Raw genomic sequence first — 23899 nt, forward strand, 5'->3', positions numbered from 1 at the left:
TGTTCGCCGCAGATCAATTGTGGGAGCGAGCCTGCTCGCGATAAGGCCCGCTCAGACAACCCATAACTCAGAACCCCGTCACTTAGGGCCCGGCTTGACCCGCAACGCCTTGGCCTTCGCCTCGATCACCAGGTACATCACCACCGTGATCAACAACGGCAAGATGAAGTAGATCGCTCGATAGGCAATCAGCCCCGCCAACAGGCCTCCGCGAGAAACCTCGTGCTGCAGCAGGGCAATGAACACCGCCTCCAGCACCCCCAATCCCGCCGGAATGTGCGTGATGACCCCGGCAATGCTGCTGATCATCAGCACCCCGAGCACCACCGGATAATCCAGCTTGCCCGGCAGCAGGGTGAAGATCACCGCCGCCATCAGCGACCAGTTCAACGCCCCCAGCGCCAGTTGCAGCCCCGCCATGCGCAGCGACGGCAGGTTGATTTCCATGCCGCGGATGGTCCAGGCCCGACGTTTGGAAAACCGACAGGCCACCAGGTAACCGGCACTGATGCACAGCAGCAGCACGCCCACGCCTTGCAGCGCAGTGCTGCTCAGTTTCCACCCCGGCGGCATCGTTACCAGGCCACTGCTGAACACCACCCCGGCCAACGTCATGTAGCCAAACCAGTTCGTGGCCAGGCTCAGGCCGAGGATCTTGGCGATGTTCCCGTTGCTGACCCCCAGCCGTGAATACAGCCGGTAGCGCATGGCGATGCCGCCGACCCAGGCACTGAGGTTCAGATTGAAGGCGTAGCTGATCACCCCCACCGGCAATATCTGCCGCCAGCCCAGTTTCTGCCGTATGTAGGTGCGGCCGATCAGGTCGTAGCAAGCGTAAGTGATGAAACTGGTAACGGTGAGCGCAGCGGCAATGAGCAACGTGCGCAGTTTGAAGTCCGCCAGGGTCGCGAACACTTCGGCCCAGTCAATGCGCCGGGCCAGGGCAGTGAACAACACGATCAGCAGCAGGAAGAAGGCCAGGGTCAGTGGGCGTTTCCAGCGGCTCCAGCGTGATTTGGGTTTGCTGTGTTCGGCCGCGTGGGCATCAGATGCGTGGGCATCACTTGGCGCCGTGTGCGCGTCAGAGTGGTTCATGGGGTTCGCTCCGAACCGCCGTGGGCGGCGAAAAAGGTTTCAGGCGCGGCTTATGGGCTGGCAGCCAGCCGGCCCAGGCCGGAAAGTGGCGCAGGAAGTGAAACACCATGAAGCCGATGGTCATGCGCCACAGCAGGCCCCGAGGGGCAGGGTTGGCCGGCATGACGGTGCAATGGTTGCGGCTCAGATCATCGAGGCGCTCGAACAATTCACGGTTGAAGGCCCGGTCGCGGATCAGCACATTGGCTTCCAGGTTCAGGGACAGGCTCAGGGGGTCGAGGTTACTTGAGCCCACCGTGCTCCAGTCCTCATCCACCAAGGCGACTTTGCCGTGCAACGGCCGTTCGCAATACTCGTAGATCACCACGCCGGCCTTGAGCAGATAGTTGTACAGCATCCGCGCTGCGAGCTTGGCGATCATCATGTCCGGCTGGCCCTGCAGGATCAGTCGTACTTCCACGCCACGCCGCGCGGCATTGCGGATCTCGCGCAGCAGCCGGAAACCGGGGAAGAAATAGGCATTGGCAATGACCACGCGTCGCTGGGCGCTGCGCAATACTTGCAGGTACACCTCTTCGATGTCGGTCTGATGCTCATGGTTGTCGCGATAGACCAGCCGCACCTGACCATCATGATCGTTGAAGGCCAACTCGTTGCGGCGGCTGCGGCGGCGTTGCCACCAATATTTGGCCCGGCTGGGCCGACCGCTCTGCAACAGCGCGAAGTGATGGATATCCACCACCGCCGGTCCTTTGACCTCCACGGAATAATCCTGCTTGGCCTCGGGACCGAAGTCGCCCAGATGGTCTGCGGAAAAATTGATCCCGCCGATAAACGCGATCACACCGTCCACCACGACGATCTTGCGGTGCAGGCGCCGGAACCAGTTGGTGCGGATGCCCAGGTGCCGGGGTGCGGGATCGAATATCTGCAAACGCACCCCGGCGTCGCTCAATGTCGCCAGAAATTCCGGGGTCAGCTCGCCGCAGCCAAAACCGTCCAGGCTGACGGTGATGCGCACGCCACGTCCGGCCGCGTCGACCAACAGGTCCCGTAGTTCGATACCGACTTTGTCCTCGAACAGAATGAAGGTCTCAAGGAGGATTTCCTTTTCGGCCCGGCGTATGGCCTCAAAGACCCTGGGAAAATATTCCTCGCCGTTCTCCAAAAGCGTGACCCGGTTATTGCCGTGCCAACCGTACTCGATGTCCACCAGCGCCGGATTGCGCTCGGTCGGCGGAACCTCTACCTGTTCCACCGTCGCCTTGTTCATAGTCGCGCTCATAATTCGATCTCCACCGAAAGCGGTGCATGGTCGGAAAGGTGCGACCAGGGGCGTACGTTCAATACCTTGGGATGACGGGCCTTGAGGTTGCGCACGTAGATGCGGTCCAGACGCAGGACCGGCAGGCGCGCCGGAAAGCTGCGGGCCGGCTTGCCCCATTGCTCGGCGAACACCTCCCGCAGGCCGCTGGGTTCAAGCAGCTCGCTGGCTTTGCCGCGCCAGTCATTGAAATCCCCGGCGACGATGACCGGCGCCTCGGGCGGCAGTTCGCTCAAACGCTGGCAAAGCAGTTTCAATTGCTCGACACGATGCCCCTCGCGCAACCCCAGGTGCACGCAGATGGCGTGGATTTCCCGCTCATCGCCGCCCGGCAGACGCAGCACGCTGTGGAGCATGCCGCGGCTTTCATGGCCGCTGATAGACACGTCCAGGTTGTCGTGGCGAATGATCTGGAATTTGGACAGCAATGCGTTGCCATGGTCCCCCGCCGGGTACACCGCGTTGCGCCCGTAGGCGAACTGTGGCCAGAGGCTATCGGCGAGGAATTCGTATTGCGGCATGCTCGGCCAGTTGGAATAGCGCTGCGGGTGGTGCTCGTGGGTGCCGTGGACTTCCTGCAAGAACACCACGTCGGCGGACACACTGCGCACCGCCTCGCGCAGTTCCGGGAGGATGAAGCGCCGGTTCAGGGCGGTGAAACCTTTATGGGTGTTGACCGTCAGGACGGTGAAGCGATTGATCCGGTCGAGGTCTTGCGTCCGTTCCTGGGTTGGATCGCGGGTCGTTTCGGTGAACTCCGGGATGCTCATGGCAATACCCCCTCGGCCGGGCGCTCGCCGGGCGTGGTGGCCAGGTCCTTGTCCAGGTCGAAGTGCTCCAACAAGTGACGCGCGTCATAGGGCGCACGGACTTTGATGTCATTGTCGAAATAGCAGAACACCTCCCGGCTCTTGCGGGCGCGGGGTTTCTTTTTCGGGTCGATCAAATGGGCATCGCGCGGTTGTGTGCCGTGGCTCCAGGCCTCGATCCGCTCGCCCCAGCGTTTCAAGGCCGCATCGGTGTAGCCGCTGGCGTATAGCTCCTCGGCTCCGTGCAGGCGCAAGTACACGAAGTCGCTGGTAACGTCTTCGCGATACGGCCATTTTCCCGCGGTGTCAGCGATCACCAGTGCCACGTCGTAGCGTTTGAGCAAGGTGATGAAGTGTGGATCGATAAAGCTTTCATGACGGATCTCCACCGCGTGACGCAGCGGCCGCTTCTTGTCGGCCTGGGTGCTGGCGTGGCCGTTCAGGCGCGGTTCGTGCTCCCGGGCCAGGGCGGCGGCATCTTCGGTGTTGTGGGGCAGTTGCTTGAGAAAGTCTTCGAACAACTCGGGATCGAATTTGAAACTGGGAGGAAACTGCCAGAGGATCGCGCCGAGTTTCTCCTTGAGCTCCAGCACGCCGGAAGCGAAGAAATTGGCCAACGGCTTGTGAATGTCCCGAAGACGTCTGATGTGGGTGATGAAACGCGGCGCCTTGACGCTGAAGACGAAGCCGGGCGGGGTCTCGGCGTACCACTGGGCATACCGTTCGGGGCGTTGCAGGGCGTAGAACGATCCATTGATTTCGATGCTGTTGACCGCTCGCGAGGCGAATTGCAATTCCCGTTTCTGGGTCAGCCCCTTGGGGTAGAAATCCCCCCGCCAAGGCGTATAACGCCAACCGGAAATGCCAATGTGGATCGCCGTCATGTGTCCCTCCCGTGCCAATGACCTCGTACCGCCTGTGTCTTTTGATGACTGTCGCGCGGGGTAGAAAGTTTCGATGGAGTTACCGACGGTGAGGGCAGGTGAAGTCCTGCAGTCTTGTTCGCTGTGTTTCAGTAGTTGCTGAATGGGCCCCCAGCGCAGATCAAATGTGGGAGCGAGCCTGCTCGCGATGAGGTCCGTCCAGACACCCTCAACTTCTCTGGATCAGCTTGTTCCTTACCTCAGTCATGCCCTGCGCATCCAGCTCCAGCCACACATGCTGTTTGCCCGCGATCTGCGCCGCCGCCGGCAGGCCATCGCGATACACCAGCCGATTGCTCGCCAGCGCCGGTACTTTCGCTCCCGGCAACAAGGTGCCGGCCAGGTTCAGCGGGTCGACACCGCACACCGCGACCAGGGCGCCGTCGCTGGGGCGGCGGCGCACTTCCCGCAGCAATGGAATGGCTTCGGGCAGGGCGAATTGCTCGCCCGCCAGGCCGCTGACAAAACGTCCGCCACGAATTTCTCCCCGCGCCTCCAGGCGATGAAACGTGCGCAGTAACTCGCGCCAGCTCGGCAACCAATCCGCCTCCCGCTCCAACAGGCGCCAGAACACCACGCCATAACGGCGCAGCAAGGTCATGGCGATGTGTTCGAGGGTGTCGGGCGGTATCGCCGTTGGCCGGTTTCCTTCCTCGGGCACTGGGGCGCTACGGCGTAACAAGGCCCAGCGTCCGGCATCGTCCATGCCGCCAACGAATGCCCCGCGCCCGCGCCGACTGCTGCGCGCCTGGCGCTTACTGGCAGGGGTGATCAACGCGCGCAACCCGGCGAAGCTGTCGGCATTCACCAGCCCGGCGCCTACCAGTTCCTGTAGCGCGATTTCCAGTTCGCTGCGCAGCAAGTGCGCCTCGTGCAACAACTCATCGAAAAACAGCGCGCCGTGTTCGCTGAGGGCCTTATGGACTTTTTGCGTCTTGGGTGACAGCTCGCTGGGTGGGGTCTGTTCAGTCAGGCTGCTCCAGAGGGCGACATGATTGCGCGGCAGCAACACAATCGGCGTGCTGCGCAAGGCGCTGGAAGATTGCTTCTGACGAGCGCTCAGGCGCGTCCACACCAGCTTGCCGCTGCGGCACAGCTCATCGAGCCAGCTCGGGGAATAGTCCTTGATCCGCGCCGGCAACAGGTCGCTGTCCCACGCCGAGGCGGCGGCCGGATAGCCTTCGAACTGACTGATGATCGACGGCAGCACCGCGTTGCCCCGGCCTTGGGTGGACGGCGACAGATGCTGCCAGTCGAACAGGAACCGCATGAAATCCTGCAACATCACCGGCTCGATTTCCCGGCGCAGGCGCTTGACGGTGTAGCGGTGGATACGCGCCAGCAAATGCCGCTCGCACCATTCTTCCTGTCCGCTGCCGGGGGTGAATCGGCCACGCAGCACGTAGCCTTGCTGTTCCAGTTGCGCCAGGGCCTGGGTGATGGGCGGGGGCGTTAGCCCCAGCGGGTAGGCGATGGCCTCCAGCGGCAGTGGACCAAAGGCGCTGAGCCGCGCGCGCAGTACCTCCACCATGGCCTCATCGCGGTCCCAGGGTTCATCGAAACCCGCCAGCGGCGTCAGCGGCGGTCGCCATTGAGCCTGTGGATAAATGGCTTGCAGACACGTCAGTCGTTCCAGCGCCACCCACACACCTCGTTCGGCGCTGATCTGTACATGACTGGCGCGGCCGCGCTCGGCCAGGGCCTGCAGCCAGTCCAGCCACGACGGCTGAGCACCTGCCTCGCTGTCGGCGATGCAGGCCAGGCTCATCAGTGCTTCGTGCATTTCATCGAGGTTGGTGGGGGCCGGCCAGGCTTCGTCCCGTACCGCCTGGATGGCGTCGGCGTCGAGTGCACCGAGGTCGTCGGTAGACTGCGGGTCGCTCCAGCGCCGGTTGATCACCGCTTGAGTGCGGCGTTCTTCCAGCGGGGCGTCGTCGAGAAAGGTGTAGGGCCGGGCGCTGAGGATTTCCGCCGCCAGGGGCGAGGGCGCCGGCAGATCGCGGCTGATCAGGCGAACCTCGCCGGCTTCCATGCGCCGCAACAGCGTCAGCCAGCCTTCGCTGTCCATGGCTTCGTGCAGGCAGTCGTCGAGGGTCTGTTCCACCAGTGGGTGATTGGGGATTTCCCGTTCGCCGGCGAGGTTCTCCAGGCAGGCGATCTGGTCCGGGAATACGCTGGCGATCAGGTCTTCGCTTTTCATGCGCTGGATCTGCGGAGCGACTTTGCGTCCGCCCGAATAGCGCGGCAAGGCCAGGGCGACACTGGCATTCCAGCGCCAGCGCACGCCGAACAGCGGCGCATCCAGCACTGCCTGGATCAATATCTGTTCGGCACTATGGCTATTGAGATAGCGCCAGACCTCGTCCAGCTCGAAGCTGTGGCTGGTGGACAGCGACAGCACAATGGCGTCTTCGCTGGCGGCGGCCTGCAATTCGAAATTGAAGGTGCGGCAGAAACGCTTGCGCAGGGCCAAGCCCCAGGCGCGGTTGATGCGGCTGCCGAACGGCGTATGGATGATCAGTTGCGTGCCGCCGGACTCGTCGAAAAACCGCTCCATCACCAGTGTGTCCTGGGACGGCAGGGCGCCGAAGGCCAGGCGTGCCGGGGCCAGATAGTCCACCAGTTGTTCGGCACTGGCCAGGTTCAGTTGCAAGGTGCCGGTCAGCCAGTCGAGGGCCGGTTGCAAGTTGCCCGGCGTGGCACCGAGCAGTTGGTCCAGTTGGGCTTGCAGGCGAGCTACCGCCAGGGACAACTCGGCGCTGCGGCCAGGGGCTTCGCCAAGCCAGAACGGAATGGTCGGCGGCTGGCCCTGGGCGTCCTCGACCCGCACCCGACCGGTCTCCACGCGAATGATGCGGTAAGAGGTATTGCCCAGTTGGAACACGTCGCCGGCAATGCTCTCCACGGCGAAGTCTTCGTTGACGCTGCCGATGTTCAATCCTTGGGGTTCGAGCAGCACGCTGTAGTCGGCGTTGTCCGGGATAGTGCCGCCGCTGGTCACGGCGGTCAGCTTGCTGCCCCGGCGCCCGCGCAGGGTGCGGGTGACGGCGTCGCGATGCAGGTACGCACTGCGCACGCCCTGACGACCATTGAGGCCCTCGGCGAGCATGTGCAGCAGCGCCTGATAGTGGCCGTCGTCCAACTCGGCATAGGGCGCGGCGCGGCGAAAGGTTTCCAGCAGCGCCTGTTCCGGCCATTCCTGGCAACTGACCTCGGCGACGATCTGCTGGGCCAGCACATCCAGTGGCGCCTTGGGGATGTGCAGAATGTCCAGCTCGCCACGGCGCACGCAATCGAGCAGGGCGACGCATTCGATCATGTCGTCGCGGGTGGTGGCGAACAGGCGTCCCTTGGGCGTGCCGCCAACCTGATGGCCCGAGCGGCCGACCCGTTGCAAAAACGCCGAGATCGACCGCGGCGAGGCGATCTGACACACCAGGTCGACGTCGCCGATATCGATGCCCAGTTCCAGGGACGCGGTGGCGATCAACACCTGCAACTCGCCGCGCTTGAGCCGTTGTTCGGCGTCGAGGCGAAACTCCTTGGCCAGGCTGCCGTGGTGGGCGGCCACGGCGTGCTTGCCCAGGCGTTCGCTCAAATGACGGCTCAGGCGTTCGGCCAGTCGCCGGGTGTTGACGAAAATCAGGGTGGTGCGGTGTTCCCGGGCCAGTTCGGCGAGGCGGTTGTAGACCAGTTCCCACACATCATTGGCCATCACCGCCGAGAGCGGCACGGGTGGCACTTCTATGTCCAGGTCCCGGGGGCGGGCGTGGCCGATGTCGACGATTTCACAGCTGCGCCCCTGGCCAACGAGAAAACGCGACACCGCTTCGATGGGTTTTTGCGTGGCGGACAGACCGATGCGCATCAGCGGTTCGGCGCACAGCGCTTGCAAACGCTCCAGGCTCAAGGCCAGGTGACTGCCGCGTTTGCTGGCGGCGATGGCGTGGATCTCGTCGACAATGACGGTGCGGGTGCTGGCGAGCATTTGCCGGCCGGAATCGGAGCCGAGCAGCACGTAAAGCGATTCGGGGGTGGTCACCAGAATATGCGGCGCGGTCTTGCGCATCGCTGTGCGGTCTTTTTGTGGCGTGTCTCCGGTGCGCACGGCGGTGGTGATGTGCAACGGCGGCAGGCCCATCTGCCGCAATTGTTCGGTAATGCCGGCCAGCGGGTTTTGCAGGTTGATCTGGATGTCGTTGCTCAGTGCCTTGAGCGGCGAGACGTAGACCACCAGGGTCTGGTCCGGCAGACCGCCTTGTTCCAGGCCTCGGTGTACCAGGTCATCCAGTACGGCAAGAAATGCTGTGAGGGTCTTGCCCGATCCCGTGGGCGCAGCCACCAGGATCGAACGGCGCTGCCCGATCAACGGCCACGCCCGGGCCTGAGCGGCCGTTACCGCCGGGAATGTCTGGCTGAACCAGGCGCGAACGGCGGGATGAAAGCCTGCCATGGCGTGGTCGGCTGGGAAGGGCAGATTCATGTGGGCAGTTATGCGGGTGGGATGGGGAAGATGCAAGTACCTCTGAGCGATGCCTGGCCTGGGAGGGCCTCATCGCGAGCAGGCTCGCTCCCACCGCATTCTTTCTGAAGAGACTCGCTCCATTGTGGGAGCGAGCCTGCTCGCGATAGAGCCTGTGAACCTTACACAAATACCGGATCTGCACTTTACGGATGACGGTTGCGCACTAAACCCGCAAAATGCAACGATTCCGACAACGCCTGCGGGCGTTGTCGACCCAATTCTTTTGCCAACAGACCGGGCCTGCTGACTTTATGCGAATGCGCCTTATGTTACTGGGCGGCGGAAATGCCCTTGGGCAGGCGCTGATTCGCCTCGGTGCGGAAGAAGACATCGGTTTTCTTGCCCCCCGCCCCCCCGAAGACGGCTGGGATGCCGCGAGCCTGACGCAGCTGCTGGACGACACTCGACCGGACGCCTTGATCAACCTGGCGTACTACTTCGACTGGTTCCAGGCTGAGACAGTCAGCGAGCAGCGCCTGGCCAGCCAGGAGCGCGCCGTCGAGCGGCTGGCCGAATTGTGCCAGCATCACAACATCATTTTGCTGCAACCGTCGAGCTATCGCGTGTTTGATGGATCCCGCGCTACGGCCTACAGCGAAAAGGACGAACCCGTGCCCTTGGGTCTGCGCGGTCAGGCCTTGTGGCGGATCGAGCAGAGCGTGCGCGCCACCTGTCCGCAACATGTGCTGTTGCGTTTCGGCTGGCTGCTGGACGACAGCGCCGACGGCATCCTGGGACGTTTCCTGGCCCGGGCCGAACAACCCGAAGACCTGCTGTTGGCCGACGACCGTCGGGGCAATCCGACGCCGGTGGACGACGCGGCGCGGGTGATCATCTCGGTGCTCAAGCAACTCGATTGCGCCGCGCCGTTGTGGGGCACCTACCACTATGCCGGGCATGAGGCGACCACGCCGCTGGCGTTGGGGCAGGCGATCCTCACCGAAGCCCGGGCCCTGCATCCCCTGGCAATCGAATCGCCTACCCCCCAGGCACACGCCGCACGGCCGGACGCCGCGGAAGAACCGCAGCATGCGGTGCTGGCCTGCAAGAAAATTCTGCACACGTTCGGGATCAAGCCCCGCGCCTGGCGCGCTGCACTCCCGGGCTTACTGGATAGGTTTTATCGACATGGCTGAAGGTCCTGTTTTAATCACCGGCGGCGCTGGTTTCATTGGTTCGCACCTGACCGACGCCTTGCTCGCCAAGGGCCATTCGGTGCGCATCCTCGATGACCTGTCTACCGGCAAGCGCAGTAACCTGCCGCTGGACAACCCTCTGGTTGAACTGATCGAAGGCGACGTGGCCAATGCGGCGCTGGTAGCCCGGGCCGTGGCCGGTTGCAGCGCCGTGGCGCACCTGGCAGCAGTGGCTTCGGTGCAGGCCTCGGTGGACGACCCGGTGCGTACGCACCAGAGCAATTTCATCGGCACCCTCAATGTCTGCGAAGCCATGCGCCAGGCCGGGGTGAAGCGGGTGCTGTTCGCCTCCAGCGCAGCGGTCTATGGCAACAACGGCGAAGGTGAGTCCATCGACGAAGACACGCCCAAGGCTCCGCTCACGCCATATGCTTCGGACAAGCTGGCCAGCGAGTTCTACCTGGACTTCTACCGCCGCCAGCACGCACTGGAGCCGGTGGTGTTCCGCTTCTTCAACATCTACGGCCCGCGCCAGGATCCGTCCTCGCCCTATTCCGGGGTCATCAGCATCTTCAGCGAACGGGCACAGAAAGGCCTGCCGATCACGGTGTTCGGCGACGGCGAGCAGACCCGGGATTTTGTCTACGTCGAAGACTTGGTGGACCTGTTGGTGCAGGCTATCGAAACACCTGAGGTGCAAGTGGGCGCGGTGAACGTCGGCTGGAACCAGGCCACGACCCTCAAGCAATTGCTCCAGGCCCTGGCCACGGTGGTGGGCGATCTGCCGCCGATCAGCTACGGCCCGGCGCGCTCCGGCGACATCCGCCATTCCCGGGCTGACAATCGCCGGCTGTTGGAGCGCTTCAGCTTTCCACAACAGACGCCGATGAGCGTGGGGCTGGCGCGGCTGCTGGGACGCTGAATCCTACGCCACCAAAAACTGTGGGAGCGAGCCTGCTCGCGATAGCGGTTTGTCAGCTGGCATCATGCCGGCTGATCCAACGCAATCGCGAGCAGGCTCGCTCCCACAGGTTTTTTCTTACTCTCAAGAATGATTTAGAACTTGTAACCCAACCCCACCATGTAGATCCAAGGGTCCACATCGACATTCACCTTGGCCCGGGTTCCGCTGGCCACGGCGTTGTTGTCCACATAGGCGGTGGTGTCGATGTCGATGTAGCGAATCTGGCCGTTGACCATGATGTTGTCGGTCAGCATGTAGTCGGCGCCCACTTGCCACGCCATGCCCCAACTGTTGCTCGCCCGGAAGTTGCTGAAGCCGTTGGCGCTGGCTTCGCTGCCGACGTGTTCATCGTAGATCCAGGTGTAGTTGATGCCGGCGCCGACATAAGGCTGGAAGGCCGACTTGGCGTCGAGCGGGTAGTAGACCAGGCTCAGGGTTGGCGGCAGGTGCTTGAGGGTGCCGAGCTTGTTGTTGGCCGCACCCAGGGCGGTGCCTTTGATCTTCACATCGTGCTCGAACGGCGATGCGGCCAGCAGTTCGATGCCCAGGTTGTTGGTGATCATGTAGGCGAAGTTCAGGCCCAGCTGTGTGTCGCTGCTCATGGTTGCCTTGCCGCCAAGGTCGGCGCCGGCCAGCGGGCCACGATCGACCTTGACGCTGGAACTGTCGGCTTCCGGGTTGACGGTGATGGCGCCGGCGCGAACGATGATGTCGCCAGCGGTATGAGCCTGGGCGAGCGGGGAGGCGAGCGCGAGGGCCACGAGGGAAGCGCTGAGCAGAGACTTTTGCATGGGAGCTCCAGAGGGCATCTAAAATTGATGTCTCATGGTACGCAGCGCTCTAGGGCGGTCTTTTGACTCAGCTCAATGAGTCTGGGTCTATTAATTGACTCAGCTCAATAAAATGATGATGAGGAAATCTTGAGGGCCCCATCGCGAGCAGGCTCGCTCCCACATTGGACCGGATTCCTTCTGAAGCAACTCGGTCAACTGTGGGAGCGAGCCTGCTCGCGATAGCTATTCCATTGCCAACACATCACCACCAGATTCACTCCGGCAGTTCATACACATAAATCTTCTCAGCCGCCATCTGATACCCGGCATCGGCCAGTTCACTGGTGGACGGCTTGACCTGCATCGGCCCTTCGACCCAGTACGGCTGGTACAACTCGTCGAGCTTGACCCCGATTTCACTTTTCACATGCACGATCTGATTCGACGGCGGTGGCGGTACGTGGATGCAAGCGCCGAAATACGGCACCAGCAAAAAGTCCGTGGTGCGGCCTTCTTCGCTGACTTCCAGCGGCACGATGTAACCCGGCAAACGAATCTGCTGGCCGTCGAGTTCCTTGACCACCGGCGCGTTGGGCAGATCCTGCTTGGCCGCGGGGGCCGCTTCGGCGGCCAGGGCATCGCTCATCTGCGACAGGTCGTGCAGCGGCGTCATGTTCGGCACTTCCGGCGGTGCGTCCGGCGGGATCATTTCCTGCCACGACAAGTCCCTCGGTTCGGCCGCCCACAGCGGTAGGGCGACCGTCATCAACAGCGCAAGCAAAGCGCGGGGCATCTTCAACGTCCTCATAAACGGATCGACAGGCCATCGGCCAACGATTGGCGATAGGCGCGCCAGGCCGGCACGCTACCCATCAGTAGAGCGGCGACCAGAATGCCAGCCATCAGCGTCCATTCATATTCACTTGGCCAGGCCAATGGCAGATACAACCCATAGGCCGACTGCACATAACCCTGCGCGGCGGCGATGCCGATGTACAGCAGGGCCAGCCCGGCGGCGACCCCGGCCAGCGCCAGGGCGAAGGCTTCGAGCACCAGCAGGGTCGCGATGTGCCACGGCCGCGCGCCCACCGAGCGCAGGATCGCCATCTCCCGCCGCCGCTCGTTGAGGCTGGTGAGAATCGCCGTGAGCATGCCGATCAGACCGGTCAGCACCACGAACAGCGAAATCACGAACAAGGCTTTTTCCGCCGTGCCCATCAGGCTCCATAACTCCTGCAACGCCACGCCGGGCAGGATCGCCAGCAACGGCTCGCCGCGGAACTCGTTGATCTCGCGCTGCAGGGCGAAGGTGGAAATCTTGCTATTGAGGCCAAGCATGAACGCGGTAATCGCCTTGGGCGTCAGGTCCATGTTGCGGGCCTGGTCGGCGCTGATGCGGCCCTTGCCCTGGGCCGGCACACCGTTTTTCCAGTCGATGTGGATCGCTTCCATGCCGCCGAGGCTGATGTGCAGCGTGCGGTCCACCGGGGTGCCGGTGCGCTTGAGAATACCGACCACGGTGAAGGGCTTGTCATCGTGCTTGACCAGGCTGACCACCGCCACGCCGTGGGCCAGCACCAGTTTGTCGCCCAGCGTGTAATGCAGCGCCTCGGCCACTTCGGCGCCGAGCACCACTTCGAATGGATCGGTGGCGAAGGCGCGGCCCTCGGCCAGCGCCAGGTGTTGCCGGCGACCGTATTGGTAATGCTCGAAGTAGGCCTCGGTCGTGCCCATCACCCGGTAGCCGCGATGGGAATCGCCCAGGGACATGGGGATCGCCCACTTCACTTTCGGGTTACTGGCGAACTGCTCGAAGCTGTCCCAGCGGATGTTGTTGGTGGCGTTGCCGATGCGAAACACCGAATACAGCAGCAGGTTCACCGAACCCGAGCGGGCACCGACGATCAGGTCGGTGCCACTGATGGTGCTGGCGAAACTGGCCCGCGCCTCGGTGCGTACCCGCTCTACCGCCAGCAGCAGGCACACCGAAAGGGCAATGGCGAATGCGGTGAGGATCGCGGTGAAACGGCGGTTCGCCAGGCTGGCCATGGCAAGACGGAACAAATACATCTCAGACCTCGAGTGGCGTGGCGGCGCGATTGAGATCGGCCAGCGAGAGGTTGCGGTCGAACAGCGGCGCCAGGCTCTGGTCATGGCTGACGAACAGCAGGCTCGATCCGGCCTCGCGGCATTCAGCGAACAGCAGCCGCAGGAAGTTTTCCCGGGCGTCGTAGTCCAGTGCCGAGGTGGGTTCGTCGGCGATCACCAGTTCCGGCTGGCCGATCAATGCCCGGGCGGCTGCTACCCGTTGCTGCTGGCCGATGGACAGCGAGTCGGCGCGGCGCCCAAGCAGATTCGTGTCGGTCAGGCCCAAGTGCGCCAGCAGCGTGGCAGCAGCTTGATCGACGCTGCCGTGACGCTGGATCGCCCGTTGCGCACGCAGTTTCGAGAAGTGACAGGGCAGTTCAACGTTCTCGCGCACCGAGAGAAACGGCAGCAGGTTGAATTGCTGGAAGATGTAGCCGGTGTGGTCGACGCGAAAGCGGTCACGGGCCCCGGCGCCCAGTTCGGTGAGTTCCTGGCCGAGCAGGCGAATGCTGCCCCGGTCCGGTGTCTGCACACCGCCCAGCAGCCCCAGCAGCGTGGTCTTGCCGCTGCCGCTGGGGCCTTTGAGAAACAGCGTCTCACCGGCCTCCAGGCGAAACGCCGGGATATCCAGCAAGGGTGGATGTCCGGGCCAGCTGAAGCCCAGGTCGGACAGCTCGATGAGTGCTTGAGTCATGTTTGCGGGTTCAAAAGATGAATACCTGTGGGAATACCGGTGGGAGCAAAGCTTGCTCGCGATGAGGCCGTCACATTCAACTTGGGTGTCGACAATAGAACCGCCATCGCGAGCAAGCTTTGCTCCCACCAGGCTCGCTCCCACATTGGTTTTGCGGTCAATCAGAACTTCAGGGTGGGTGCCTTGGCCGTCACTTCCACGCCTTGCTGGCCGCTCGGGCTGATCAGTTGTACCTGAATTTTCTGGGTGGCCGGGAAGGTTTTGAACAGGGTCGCCAGGTCCAGGTTTTTCAACTCGCCCGGGGTGGCGCAGGTGAACTGGTAGTGGGCATGGATTTCACTGTGTTCGCCGTGGTGTTCGTCGCCATGCTCATCTTCGTCGTGGTCATCGTGGTCCGGTTCATCGCCAAACAGCGGACTCTCCAGTTCCTGCTGGGCCACGGTGCATTTGGCGGCGGCGGGCAGGCTGAACAGCGCCAGCGGCTTGTCCAGTTGCGCACGCACGGCGGCGACCTTGGCCTTGTCGGCATCGCTGGTGGCGGCGTGTTCGAAGCCCACCAGGTTCATCGCTGGGCTTTCCAGCTCCAGTTCCAGGGTTTGGCCATCCAGGGCGGCATTCAGCCGGCCGACACCGTGTTCATGGGCGCCGAGGCTGCCGTGCTCGTGATCATGATCGTGGTCATGCTCGACCGCCGCATGGGCGACAGCCAAGGGCAGCAGGGCGAACGGCAGGGCGAGAAGCAGACGGCGCATGACGAGTCTCCAGATAAAATGAGTGTTCTGTTATGTAATCTTATAACGAAAGTGCGCAGAGTTTGACCGGCTGCTTGGCGTCGCGCAAGGCCCATGGGAGCATGGGCACATGAAATTTTCAGGAGCACGGTAATGTTGCGGATACGCGGAACCGTCGGTGATTGGCCGGTAGACTTGTCGATCGACATGGATGAGGGCGACTGGGCGCAGCTCGGCGCGCAGTTGCAAACGGTCAGGCCCGATAACACGGCGACGGCTGCGGCCAGGCCGGCCAACCAGGACGATGCCTTGTGGCAGATCGCCAGGGAATTGCTGCGCAAGGCCGGGCAACTGAGCGGTCCGGACCTGCTGGAACAGCTCGAAGGCCTGACCGGCAGCGCCCCGGCCGGCAAACGCCTGTTAGTGCGCTTGCGCCATAGTCCGGACGTGAAAGTCATCAGCGGCGGCGATACACCGCTCTACAGTTGGCACGCAGATTGAGCCGCAAGCCCCAAGCTGAAACGAATCGCCGCTTGCAGCTCGAAGCTTGCAGCTTGCAACGGCTCCTCTAGTACAACGCCGCAAACAGCTTGCGGCGATAGGTCGTCACCAGCGGATGGTCGTTGCCCAGCAATTCGAAGACTTGCAGCAACGTCTTGTGGGGTAGGCCTTCGCTGTAGCTGCGGTTGCGGATGAACAGCTTGAGCAGCGCGTCGAGGGCCGGCTCGTACTGCTGGCGGGCCAATTGCTGGATTGCCAGTTGATACACCGCTTCGTCGTCCTGCGGATCTTTCGCCAGGCGGGCCTTGAGATCGGCGGCGTCCGGCAGATCCTTGGCCAGGCCGAGGAACTGGATCTGCGCCTTGGCCCCGGCCAGCGCGGCCTTGTGCTCGTCGCTTTTCACCGCGTCGAGCACGGTTTGTGCCTCAGTCAGCTCACCGCGCTCGGTCAGGCAGCGGGCATACAGGATCAGCGCCTTGGCGTTGGTATTGTCTTCCCCCAGCAGTGCAGTGAGCACGGCCTCGGCATCAGCGAAACGCCCCTCGTCGAACAGCGCCTGGGCCTGTTCAAACGGGTCGGCGGCGGCCGGAGGCGGCATCTGTACATGAGGTTCGAGCATCGCCCGCACGGCGGACTCCGGCTGGGCGCCGGCGAAACCGTCGACGGGCTGGCCGTCCTTGAACAGCACCACGGTAGGCAAGCTGCGAATGCCGAAGCGGGCGACGATGTCCTGCTCGATGTCGCAGTTGACCTTGGCCAGCAGCAGTTCGCCCTGATAGCTCTCGGCAATGCCTTGCAGCATCGGCATCAACGCCTTGCACGGTGCGCACCACTCGGCCCAGAAATCCACCAGCACCGGTTTGTGAAAAGAGTTGGCGATCACCGACTGGTCGAAGTCGGCGGTGGTGGCGTCGAAGATGTACGGGGTGTCCTGGGTCATGGGGAATCTCGTAGAACGCTTGAATGGGGCAACTATACGGCTTGGTGGGGGGCGGCTGAAAGCGGGGGGTTGCGGTGCCTTATCGCGAGCAGGCTCGCTCCCACATGGGATTTGTGATGAACACACATTTTGTATTCGACACAAAACCCTGTGGGAGCAAGCTTGCTCGCGATGCTCTTGAGGCTAACGCCGCGCGTGGTACAGGCTCACATGCCGAAACTCCTCGGGCTCGGCCAGATCCGGCAAGGTCATGGCTTCGAGCATTTCGATGCGCCGGTACAGCGGATGCTGGAAATCCCGCACCCGGGAGTCGGCCACCAGGGCCTCGCGGCCGCGACTGAGGAACTGGTCGAGCAACGGCAGGTTGGCGCGGTCGTAAAGCACATCCGCCACCAGGATCAGGTCGAAGCGATCGTCCTCGGCGAAAAAATCCTCCGAGTACCCAAGCGTTACGTCATTGAGCAGGGCATTGGCCTGGCACGCAGCAAGCGCCAGAGGATCCAGATCACAGGCCACCACCTCCAGCGCCCCGGCCTTGAGCGCGGCAATACCCGCCACGCCGGAACCGGCGCCGAAGTCCAGCACTCGCTTGCCTGCGACCCAATGCGGCTGTTCGACCAGATAGCGTGCCATGGCCAGGCCGCTGGCCCAGCAGAAGCTCCAGTAAGGTGGCTCGTGGAGAATGCGCCGGGTTTCTTCCGGGCTGAACGCGCGGTCCATGTTATCGCCGTCGATCAGCCACAATTTCAGCTCAGTCTCAGGCAGTGGGCAAGCCACTAGGCGCGCGTCTCCAAGCAACTGGCCCAACGCGTGTTGCAGGTCTTGCGGTGAATTCATGGCGCTTTGACAAATTGCAGCGCGCCCAGCGCCTGAGTGGTCGGCTGGCTGATGCGTTGCTCCGGCAGATGCAGGATCAACTGGCCCGACTGGCTGGCGCGGCCGCGCAGTTCCACGCGGGCGCCAACCGGGAAGGCTTCGGGGTTGAAGCGCAGGCGAAAGGGCAGGGCCTGGTTGGTGCCGATCAGGCTCGAGCTGGCGAGCAATTGTTGCGGACGATCCTTGTCATCGATCACCAGCAGCGCCAGTTCGACCTCGGCCCCGGCCGGTATCCCTTGCAGGGTGCCGCTCAACTCCCGCTGGTGCGCCGGTAGCGGCCCCAGTTCGGCGGCCTGGCGGGCTTTTTCCTGGGCCTGTTTCGGCGCAGGGGTCTTGGCCGGGGCGGGGGCATCGGGTTTGGGGGCGTCGCTGCTGCACGCCATCAGCAGGCTGAATAGACTGAGCAAAACGAGCGATCGTAGCGGCATGTGTGGCTCCAGCAAGGTAAATTCCAGGGGGCTGACGGTAACCCCGTCTGTATACCGTAAACCCTATGGCTTGTCTTGCCAGTGGGATGCGCTACCATGGCCCTCCCTTTTTTTGTTGCCTGCCACCATGCACTGTCCCTTCTGCGGTGCCAACGACACCAAGGTCATCGACTCGCGACTGGTCGCCGAGGGCGAACAGGTCCGCCGCCGGCGCGAATGCCTGGCCTGCGGCGAGCGTTTCACTACGTTCGAGACCGCTGAACTGGTGTTGCCGCGCCTGATCAAGACCGACGGCAGTCGTCAGCCGTTCGACGAAGACAAACTGCGCGCTGGCATGCAGCGCGCCCTGGAAAAACGCCCGGTGAGCGTCGAGCGCCTGGAAGCGGCGCTGGTGCACATCAAGCACAAGCTGCGCGCCACTGGCGAACGCGAGGTCAAATCCCTGGTGGTCGGTGAACTGGTGATGGCCGAGCTGCAGAAGCTCGATGAAGTCGCCTACATCCGTTTCGCCTCGGTCTATCGCCGTTTCCAGGACTTGAACGAATTTCGCGAAGAAATCGACCGCCTGGCCCGCGAACCGGTGAAAGAATGACCAGCCCGGCGCAGCAGGCGGTCCTCGACGCCCAACACATGGCCCGTGCCCTGGAATTGGCGCGGCGCGGTCACTACACCACGCATCCCAATCCCCGGGTAGGTTGCGTGATCGTGCGTGACGGTCAGGTTGTCGGCGAAGGCTGGCACATTCGCACCGGCGAACCCCATGCCGAAGTCCATGCCCTGCGCGCCGCCGGTGAACAGGCTCGGGGCGCCACGGCTTACGTGACCCTCGAACCCTGTAGTCATCACGGGCATACGCCGCCCTGTGCCGATGCGTTGGTCAATGCCGGCGTGGCGCGGGTGGTGGCGGCGATGCAGGACCCGAACCCGGAAGTCGCCGGGCGCGGCCTGCAGCGGCTGGCCCAGGCCGGTATCGCCACCGAAAGCGGCGTGCTGGAAGGCGAAGCCCGCAAGCTCAATGAAGGTTTTCTCAAACGCATGGAACACGGCTTGCCGTTCGTGCGGGTCAAGCTTGCCATGAGCCTCGATGGCCGTACCGCCATGGAAAGCGGCGAAAGCCAGTGGATCACAGGTACCGCTGCACGTTCGGCGGTGCAACGCCTGCGCGCCCAGGCCAGTGTGGTGCTGACCGGTGCCGATACGGTGCTGGCCGACAACGCCCGGCTGACCGTGCGCGCCGATGAACTCGGCCTGGATGCACAGCAGACCGCGCTGATCATGAGTCGTCCGCCGTTGCGGGTACTGGTGGACGGTCGTCTGCGCGTGCCGTTGGACGCACCTTTCTTCAAGGCCGGCCCGGCGCTGGTCGCTACCTGCATGGCGGTGGAAGAACAATACGCCAATGGCCCAGAATGCATGATCGTGGCGGGCGACGATGGCCAGGTCGATCTGCGTCGCCTGCTGATGGAGCTGGCGGGCCGCGGCGTCAATGAAGTGCTGGTGGAAGCCGGCCCACGCCTGGCGGGGGCTTTTGCCCGGCAAGGATTGGTGGATGAGTTCCAGATTTTCATCGCCGGCAAGTTCCTCGGCTCTTCGGCACGACCGTTACTGGATTGGCCGCTGGCGCAGATGAAAGATGCCCCGGAGCTGAAAATCACCGAAATCCGTGCCGTGGGCGATGACTGGCGAGTCATCGCCGTTCCCGTTTCGCAGGCCCGCGTATAATTCCCGGCTTTCGCTCAAGCGGCGGCCCGTTCTCGAGGAGGACTCCATGTTTACCGGCATCATCGAATCCATCGGCAGCATCCGTGCACTGACCCCCAAGGGCGGCGACGTGCGGGTTCATGTCGAAACCGGCAAGCTCGACCTGAGCGACGTCAAACTGGGCGACAGCATCGCGGTAAACGGCGTGTGCCTGACCGCCGTCGAACTGCCGGGCAATGGTTTCCTGGCGGACGTCAGCCGCGAAACCCTCGACTGCACCGCCATGAACGATCTCAAGAGCGGCAGCCCGGTCAACCTGGAAAAAGCCCTGACCCCTACCACCCGCCTGGGCGGACATCTGGTCAGTGGCCATGTCGACGGCGTGGGTGAAGTGGTTGCGCGCAGCGATAACGCCCGGGCCGTGGAGTTTCGCATCCGCGCCCCGAAAGAGCTGGCCAAGTACATCGCCCATAAAGGCTCGATCACCGTCGATGGCACCAGCCTGACGGTCAATGCGGTGGATGGCGCCGAGTTCCTGCTGACCATCATTCCGCACACCTTGAGCGAAACCATCATGGCCTCGTATCGGCCCGGTCGCCGGGTCAACCTGGAGGTTGACCTGCTGGCCCGTTATCTGGAGCGCCTGCTGTTGGGCGACAAGGCCGCAGAGCCTGCAACCGGTAACATCACTGAAAGCTTTCTGGCCGCCAACGGCTACCTCAAATCCTGACCCAAGGGGGTGCCGCGTGGCGCTCAATAGCATCGAAGAACTGGTTGAAGACATCCGCCAAGGCAAGATGGTCATCCTCATGGATGACGAAGACCGCGAGAACGAAGGCGACCTGATCATGGCCGCCGAGTGCTGCAAGGCCGAACACATCAACTTCATGGCCAAGCACGCCCGTGGCCTGATCTGCATGCCCATGACCCGCGAGCGCTGCGAGCTCTTGAAGCTGCCATTGATGGCGCCGCGCAACGGTTCCGGTTTCGGCACCAAGTTCACCGTGTCCATCGAGGCCGCCGAGGGCGTGACCACCGGTATCTCCGCCGCTGACCGTGCCCGCACTGTGCAGGCGGCCGCCGCGAAAGACGCCAAGGCCGAAGACATTGTCAGCCCCGGCCACATCTTCCCGCTGATGGCCCAGGCCGGCGGCACCCTGGCCCGTGCCGGCCACACCGAAGCGGCGTGCGACCTGGCGCGCATGGCCGGTTTCGAAGCCAGCGGCGTGATCTGCGAAGTCATGAACGACGACGGCACCATGTCCCGTCGCGCGGAACTGGAAGCCTTTGCCGCCGAACACAACATCAAGATCGGCACCATCGCCGACCTGATCCACTACCGGATGATCCACGAACGTACCGTTCAGCGGATTGCCGAGCAGCCGCTGGACAGCGAACTGGGCCAGTTCAACCTGGTGACCTACCGCGACTCGGTGGAAGGTGACGTGCACATGGCGCTGACCCTGGGCACCGTGTGCGCCGAAGAACCGACCCTGGTGCGCGTGCATAACATGGACCCGCTGCGCGACCTGCTGATGGTCAAGCAGCCCGGCCGCTGGAGCCTGCGGGCCGCCATGGCCGCGGTGGCCGAGGCCGGCAGCGGCGTGGTCCTGCTGCTCGGACACCCGCTCGATGGCGACGTGTTGCTGGCGCACATCCGTGAAACCGGCGATAACACCATCGTGAAAAAACCGACCACCTACAGCATCGTCGGCGCCGGTTCGCAGATCCTGCGGGACCTGGGCGTACGAAAAATGCGCCTGATGAGCGCACCGATGAAATTTAATGCGATATCCGGTTTCGACCTGGAAGTTGTAGAATACGTGCCCTCCGAATAATGGCCCGGGATTTCCGGCTCAGTATTCGCGGCTAATATCACTAAGGAGCGCGTATTCGAACGCGCTCTGGCTCTTTAAGAGATCTGACGAATGACCCTGAAGACCATCGAAGGTACCTTCATCGCCCCTCAAGGCCGCTACGCTCTGGTAGTGGGCCGTTTCAACAGCTTCGTGGTTGAGAGCCTGGTTGGCGGTGCGGTCGATGCCCTGGTTCGCCATGGCGTGAGCGAAAGCGACATCACCATCATCCGTGCGCCTGGCGCCTTCGAAATTCCGCTGGTTGCGCAGAAAGTCGCTCAAAAGGGCGAATATGCGGCGATCATCGCCTTGGGCGCGGTCATTCGTGGCGGTACTCCGCACTTCGAATACGTGGCTGGCGAATGCACCAAGGGCCTGGCCCAGGTGTCCATGGAATTCGGCGTGCCGGTCGCCTTCGGCGTGCTGACCGTTGATTCCATCGAGCAAGCCATCGAACGTTCCGGCACCAAGGCCGGTAACAAAGGCGCCGAAGCTGCCCTGTCCGCCCTGGAAATGGTCAGCCTGCTGGCGCAGTTGGAGGCCAAGTGATTAGCGACGAAAGCGATCGTTTCAACCCGCGCGATCCCAAGCCAGCCGATGCCGGCAAGCCTTCGAAGAGCGTCAAGCGTCGTGAAGCCCGTCAGCTCGCGACCCAGGCGCTGTATCAATGGCACATGGCCAAGCAATCGCTGAACGAGATTGAAGCGCAGTTTCGGGTCGACAACGACTTCAGTGACGTTGACGGCGCGTACTTCCGCGAGATCCTGCATGGCGTCCCGGCCCACAAGACCGAAATCGACATTGCCCTGGCCCCTTGCCTGGACCTGACCATCGAAGAGCTGGACCCGGTTGAACTGGCGGTGTTGCGCTTGTCCACCTGGGAGCTAATGCAGCGCGTCGACGTTCCTTACCGCGTAGTGATCAACGAAGGGATCGAGCTGGCGAAAGTCTTCGGGTCCACCGATGGGCACAAGTTCGTCAACGGTGTACTCGACAAGCTGGCCCCGCGTCTGCGTGAAGCTGAAGTGAAGGCGTTCAAGCGCTGACCGGCGTTTGCAGCGACTATGGGCGAATTTGAGCTGATCCGTCATTACTTCGCCGCCGCGTCTTGCGCGCAGGGCGGCGAGGGCGTTGCGCTCGGGATCGGCGACGACTGCGCCTTGCTGGCCGTTCCACCCGGGGAGCAGTTGGCGGTGTCCACCGATACCCTTGTGGCCGGTGTGCATTTTCCAGACCCTTGCGACCCGTTCCTGCTCGGCCAGCGCTCGCTGGCCGTGGCGGTCAGTGACCTGGCCGCCATGGGCGCTACTCCTTTTGCATTTACCCTGGCCCTGACCTTGCCGACGGTGACCGCCGATTGGTTGCAAGCCTATGCCCGTGGTTTGAACCAGATGGCCCAGGCGTGTGATGTCGCGCTGGTGGGCGGTGATACTACGCGTGGGCCGTTGAGCATGACCCTGACGGTGTTCGGTCGCGTGCCGTGCGGCCAGGCACTGACTCGCGGCGGCGCGCAGCCTGGTGATTGGCTATGTGTCGGTGGCGAGTTGGGCAATGGCGCTGGCGCATTGCCGCTCGTGCTGGGGCAGCGCACCGCCGAACCTGATATCGCCGAGCCGCTGTTGGCGCATTATTGGTCGCCACGCCCGCAAATCGACCTCGGCCTGGCGCTGCGGGGCAAGGCTGGCGCGGCGATGGATATCTCTGATGGCCTGCTGGCCGATTGCGGGCATATCGCCCTGGCGTCAGGTGTGGCGTTACACGTTGAACGTGACCGCCTGCCATTGTCCAAGGCTTTGGTAGCGTTCCTGGGCCGAGCGAATGCCGCGCACGCCGCGTTGAGCGGTGGTGACGATTACGTGTTGCTATTCACCTTGCCATCTGTCCGACTGATGGCGTTGCAGGCCGAGGGCTGGCCGATCCATGTGATCGGTCGCGTGGTGGCCGGGCAAGGTGTTGCGCTGCTCGACAGCGATGGACACGACATCACCCCGAAAATCCGGGGCTATCAACATTTTCGGGAGACACCGTGACAGATCATCCCAACCAGGTCCCGGCGGAATTCGTTCCGCCCTCGGTCTGGCGTAATCCCTGGCATTTCCTCGCGTTCGGCTTCGGTTCGGGCACTTTACCTAAAGCTCCGGGCACCTGGGGCTCGCTGGTTGCGCTACCCTTTATACCGTTGTGGCAGATGTTGCCGGACTGGGGCTACTGGCTGATGCTCGGCATCACCATGCTGTTCGGCTTCTGGCTGTGCGGCAAGGTGGCGGATGACCTGCGGGTGCACGATCATGAGGGCATCGTCTGGGACGAAATGGTCGGCATGTGGATTACCCTGTGGCTGGTGCCTGAAGGGTGGTATTGGCTGTTGGCGGGTTTTCTGATGTTCCGCTTCTTCGATATCCTCAAGCCATGGCCGATCCGCTGGATCGACCGCAAGGTGCATGGAGGCGTAGGCATCATGCTTGACGATGTATTGGCCGGTGTCTTCGCCTGGCTGGCGATGCAAGGATTGGTGTGGTGTTTCTCCTGAGGGAT

At 63.0% G+C, this 23899-nt stretch carries 24 protein-coding genes; 11 read left to right on the forward strand and 13 right to left on the reverse strand.

Going from position 1 to position 23899, the window contains the following annotated elements:
* Positions 1 to 78: 78 nt before the first annotated feature.
* From BW979_RS06705 to BW979_RS06725, 5 genes are all read right to left on the reverse strand, one after another.
* Positions 79 to 1095, reverse strand: coding sequence for a lysylphosphatidylglycerol synthase domain-containing protein (locus BW979_RS06705; protein ID WP_047229761.1), 1017 nt, complete (start codon positions 1093 to 1095; stop codon positions 79 to 81).
* Complete coding sequence (gene clsB / locus BW979_RS06710) at positions 1082 to 2380, reverse strand: cardiolipin synthase ClsB (RefSeq protein ID WP_047229760.1); 1299 nt, start codon at positions 2378 to 2380, stop codon at positions 1082 to 1084. The genes BW979_RS06705 and clsB overlap by 14 nt, the downstream gene beginning before the upstream one ends.
* Positions 2377 to 3189 (reverse strand): endonuclease/exonuclease/phosphatase family protein, encoded by an 813-nt coding sequence (locus BW979_RS06715; RefSeq protein WP_076383448.1) that lies wholly within the window; start codon positions 3187 to 3189, stop codon positions 2377 to 2379. Before BW979_RS06715 ends, clsB begins: the two co-directional genes overlap by 4 nt.
* The gene (locus BW979_RS06720; RefSeq protein WP_047229758.1) at positions 3186 to 4112 is read right to left on the reverse strand and encodes a DUF72 domain-containing protein; all 927 of its coding nucleotides are present in this window, start codon (positions 4110 to 4112) and stop codon (positions 3186 to 3188) included. The genes BW979_RS06715 and BW979_RS06720 overlap by 4 nt, the downstream gene beginning before the upstream one ends.
* 208 nt (positions 4113 to 4320) lie before the next feature.
* On the reverse strand, positions 4321 to 8634 hold the full coding sequence (locus BW979_RS06725) for a DEAD/DEAH box helicase (protein WP_076383449.1): 4314 nt from the start codon (positions 8632 to 8634) through the stop codon (positions 4321 to 4323).
* A gap of 293 nt (positions 8635 to 8927) precedes the next feature.
* Here BW979_RS06725 and BW979_RS06730 point away from each other — a divergent pair, with 293 nt between their 5' ends.
* Both BW979_RS06730 and BW979_RS06735 read left to right on the forward strand, forming a co-directional pair.
* Positions 8928 to 9812 (forward strand): sugar nucleotide-binding protein, encoded by an 885-nt coding sequence (locus BW979_RS06730; protein WP_076386543.1) that lies wholly within the window; start codon positions 8928 to 8930, stop codon positions 9810 to 9812.
* A complete protein-coding gene (locus BW979_RS06735; RefSeq protein ID WP_076383450.1) occupies positions 9805 to 10734 on the forward strand; it encodes an NAD-dependent epimerase/dehydratase family protein in 930 nt (309 codons plus the stop codon). Before BW979_RS06730 ends, BW979_RS06735 begins: the two co-directional genes overlap by 8 nt.
* 134 nt (positions 10735 to 10868) lie before the next feature.
* Here the strand turns inward: BW979_RS06735 and BW979_RS06740 are convergent, their stop codons facing one another.
* The 5 genes from BW979_RS06740 to BW979_RS06760 all read right to left on the reverse strand — a co-directional run bounded on the left by BW979_RS06740 (position 10869) and on the right by BW979_RS06760 (position 15083).
* Positions 10869 to 11567, reverse strand: a complete 699-nt coding sequence (locus tag BW979_RS06740) for an OmpW/AlkL family protein (RefSeq protein WP_076383451.1) — start codon at positions 11565 to 11567, stop codon at positions 10869 to 10871.
* Positions 11568 to 11823: 256 nt separating this feature from the next.
* On the reverse strand, positions 11824 to 12342 hold the full coding sequence (locus tag BW979_RS06745; protein WP_047229754.1) for a DUF3299 domain-containing protein: 519 nt from the start codon (positions 12340 to 12342) through the stop codon (positions 11824 to 11826).
* A gap of 11 nt (positions 12343 to 12353) precedes the next feature.
* A complete protein-coding gene (locus BW979_RS06750) occupies positions 12354 to 13619 on the reverse strand; it encodes an ABC transporter permease (protein ID WP_047229753.1) in 1266 nt (421 codons plus the stop codon).
* Between the two features lies 1 nt (position 13620).
* Positions 13621 to 14331, reverse strand: a complete 711-nt coding sequence (locus BW979_RS06755) for an ABC transporter ATP-binding protein (protein WP_076383452.1) — start codon at positions 14329 to 14331, stop codon at positions 13621 to 13623.
* A 161-nt stretch (positions 14332 to 14492) separates the two neighbouring features.
* Positions 14493 to 15083: a DUF2796 domain-containing protein gene (locus tag BW979_RS06760; RefSeq protein WP_076383453.1), complete on the reverse strand. Its 591-nt coding sequence runs from the start codon at positions 15081 to 15083 to the stop codon at positions 14493 to 14495.
* 132 nt (positions 15084 to 15215) lie between these two features.
* Between BW979_RS06760 and BW979_RS06765 the strand changes: the two genes are divergently transcribed.
* Positions 15216 to 15563, forward strand: a complete 348-nt coding sequence (locus BW979_RS06765; protein WP_047229750.1) for a hypothetical protein — start codon at positions 15216 to 15218, stop codon at positions 15561 to 15563.
* Between the two features lie 67 nt (positions 15564 to 15630).
* Here BW979_RS06765 and trxA read toward each other — a convergent pair whose 3' ends face one another.
* The 3 genes from trxA to BW979_RS06780 form a co-directional block, all read right to left on the reverse strand.
* Complete coding sequence (trxA, locus tag BW979_RS06770; RefSeq protein WP_076383454.1) at positions 15631 to 16503, reverse strand: thioredoxin; 873 nt, start codon at positions 16501 to 16503, stop codon at positions 15631 to 15633.
* A 183-nt stretch (positions 16504 to 16686) separates the two neighbouring features.
* Positions 16687 to 17340 carry a class I SAM-dependent methyltransferase gene (locus BW979_RS06775; RefSeq protein ID WP_076383455.1) on the reverse strand — a complete coding sequence of 218 codons (654 nt, stop codon included), beginning with the start codon at positions 17338 to 17340 and terminating at the stop codon, positions 16687 to 16689.
* Positions 17337 to 17807: a YbaY family lipoprotein gene (locus BW979_RS06780; RefSeq protein WP_076383456.1), complete on the reverse strand. Its 471-nt coding sequence runs from the start codon at positions 17805 to 17807 to the stop codon at positions 17337 to 17339. The genes BW979_RS06775 and BW979_RS06780 overlap by 4 nt, the downstream gene beginning before the upstream one ends.
* A gap of 127 nt (positions 17808 to 17934) precedes the next feature.
* On the opposite strand from BW979_RS06780, the gene nrdR reads away from it, so the two are divergent.
* The 8 genes from nrdR (at position 17935) to BW979_RS06820 (ending at position 23894) form a co-directional block, all read left to right on the forward strand.
* Positions 17935 to 18399 carry a transcriptional regulator NrdR gene (gene nrdR, locus BW979_RS06785; protein ID WP_024778359.1) on the forward strand — a complete coding sequence of 155 codons (465 nt, stop codon included), beginning with the start codon at positions 17935 to 17937 and terminating at the stop codon, positions 18397 to 18399.
* Positions 18396 to 19529 (forward strand): bifunctional diaminohydroxyphosphoribosylaminopyrimidine deaminase/5-amino-6-(5-phosphoribosylamino)uracil reductase RibD, encoded by a 1134-nt coding sequence (gene ribD / locus BW979_RS06790; RefSeq protein ID WP_076383457.1) that lies wholly within the window; start codon positions 18396 to 18398, stop codon positions 19527 to 19529. Before nrdR ends, ribD begins: the two co-directional genes overlap by 4 nt.
* Positions 19530 to 19575: 46 nt before the next feature.
* The gene (locus BW979_RS06795) at positions 19576 to 20238 is read left to right on the forward strand and encodes a riboflavin synthase (protein WP_076383458.1); all 663 of its coding nucleotides are present in this window, start codon (positions 19576 to 19578) and stop codon (positions 20236 to 20238) included.
* Positions 20239 to 20254: 16 nt separating this feature from the next.
* The gene (gene ribBA, locus BW979_RS06800; RefSeq protein WP_076383459.1) at positions 20255 to 21346 is read left to right on the forward strand and encodes a bifunctional 3,4-dihydroxy-2-butanone-4-phosphate synthase/GTP cyclohydrolase II; all 1092 of its coding nucleotides are present in this window, start codon (positions 20255 to 20257) and stop codon (positions 21344 to 21346) included.
* A gap of 90 nt (positions 21347 to 21436) precedes the next feature.
* Positions 21437 to 21913 carry a 6,7-dimethyl-8-ribityllumazine synthase gene (ribH, locus tag BW979_RS06805; protein WP_047229743.1) on the forward strand — a complete coding sequence of 159 codons (477 nt, stop codon included), beginning with the start codon at positions 21437 to 21439 and terminating at the stop codon, positions 21911 to 21913.
* Positions 21910 to 22410 (forward strand): transcription antitermination factor NusB, encoded by a 501-nt coding sequence (nusB, locus tag BW979_RS06810; protein ID WP_047229742.1) that lies wholly within the window; start codon positions 21910 to 21912, stop codon positions 22408 to 22410. The genes ribH and nusB overlap by 4 nt, the downstream gene beginning before the upstream one ends.
* An 18-nt stretch (positions 22411 to 22428) precedes the next feature.
* Positions 22429 to 23394, forward strand: a complete 966-nt coding sequence (gene thiL / locus BW979_RS06815) for a thiamine-phosphate kinase (protein WP_076383460.1) — start codon at positions 22429 to 22431, stop codon at positions 23392 to 23394.
* Positions 23391 to 23894, forward strand: a complete 504-nt coding sequence (locus BW979_RS06820; RefSeq protein ID WP_047229740.1) for a phosphatidylglycerophosphatase A family protein — start codon at positions 23391 to 23393, stop codon at positions 23892 to 23894. The genes thiL and BW979_RS06820 overlap by 4 nt, the downstream gene beginning before the upstream one ends.
* Positions 23895 to 23899 lie beyond the last annotated feature (5 nt).

Origin of the sequence: Pseudomonas sp. A214 (assembly GCF_900156295.1) — a bacterium.
GTDB classification, from domain to species: Bacteria; Pseudomonadota; Gammaproteobacteria; order Pseudomonadales; family Pseudomonadaceae; genus Aquipseudomonas; species Aquipseudomonas rhizophila.

Bases quoted from the DNA above. Each gene is read 5' to 3' on its own strand.
- BW979_RS06705 (WP_047229761.1), bottom strand. From the start codon at position 1,095: ATGAACCACTCTGACGCGCACACGGCGCCAAGTGATGCCCACGCATCT.
- clsB (WP_047229760.1), bottom strand. From the start codon at position 2,380: ATGAGCGCGACTATGAACAAGGCGACGGTGGAACAGGTAGAGGTTCCG.
- BW979_RS06715 (WP_076383448.1), bottom strand. From the start codon at position 3,189: ATGAGCATCCCGGAGTTCACCGAAACGACCCGCGATCCAACCCAGGAA.
- BW979_RS06720 (WP_047229758.1), bottom strand. From the start codon at position 4,112: ATGACGGCGATCCACATTGGCATTTCCGGTTGGCGTTATACGCCTTGG.
- BW979_RS06725 (WP_076383449.1), bottom strand. From the start codon at position 8,634: ATGAATCTGCCCTTCCCAGCCGACCACGCCATGGCAGGCTTTCATCCC.
- BW979_RS06730 (WP_076386543.1), top strand. From the start codon at position 8,928: ATGCGAATGCGCCTTATGTTACTGGGCGGCGGAAATGCCCTTGGGCAG.
- BW979_RS06735 (WP_076383450.1), top strand. From the start codon at position 9,805: ATGGCTGAAGGTCCTGTTTTAATCACCGGCGGCGCTGGTTTCATTGGT.
- BW979_RS06740 (WP_076383451.1), bottom strand. From the start codon at position 11,567: ATGCAAAAGTCTCTGCTCAGCGCTTCCCTCGTGGCCCTCGCGCTCGCC.
- BW979_RS06745 (WP_047229754.1), bottom strand. From the start codon at position 12,342: ATGCCCCGCGCTTTGCTTGCGCTGTTGATGACGGTCGCCCTACCGCTG.
- BW979_RS06750 (WP_047229753.1), bottom strand. From the start codon at position 13,619: ATGTATTTGTTCCGTCTTGCCATGGCCAGCCTGGCGAACCGCCGTTTC.
- BW979_RS06755 (WP_076383452.1), bottom strand. From the start codon at position 14,331: ATGACTCAAGCACTCATCGAGCTGTCCGACCTGGGCTTCAGCTGGCCC.
- BW979_RS06760 (WP_076383453.1), bottom strand. From the start codon at position 15,083: ATGCGCCGTCTGCTTCTCGCCCTGCCGTTCGCCCTGCTGCCCTTGGCT.
- BW979_RS06765 (WP_047229750.1), top strand. From the start codon at position 15,216: ATGTTGCGGATACGCGGAACCGTCGGTGATTGGCCGGTAGACTTGTCG.
- trxA (WP_076383454.1), bottom strand. From the start codon at position 16,503: ATGACCCAGGACACCCCGTACATCTTCGACGCCACCACCGCCGACTTC.
- BW979_RS06775 (WP_076383455.1), bottom strand. From the start codon at position 17,340: ATGAATTCACCGCAAGACCTGCAACACGCGTTGGGCCAGTTGCTTGGA.
- BW979_RS06780 (WP_076383456.1), bottom strand. From the start codon at position 17,807: ATGCCGCTACGATCGCTCGTTTTGCTCAGTCTATTCAGCCTGCTGATG.
- nrdR (WP_024778359.1), top strand. From the start codon at position 17,935: ATGCACTGTCCCTTCTGCGGTGCCAACGACACCAAGGTCATCGACTCG.
- ribD (WP_076383457.1), top strand. From the start codon at position 18,396: ATGACCAGCCCGGCGCAGCAGGCGGTCCTCGACGCCCAACACATGGCC.
- BW979_RS06795 (WP_076383458.1), top strand. From the start codon at position 19,576: ATGTTTACCGGCATCATCGAATCCATCGGCAGCATCCGTGCACTGACC.
- ribH (WP_047229743.1), top strand. From the start codon at position 21,437: ATGACCCTGAAGACCATCGAAGGTACCTTCATCGCCCCTCAAGGCCGC.
- thiL (WP_076383460.1), top strand. From the start codon at position 22,429: ATGGGCGAATTTGAGCTGATCCGTCATTACTTCGCCGCCGCGTCTTGC.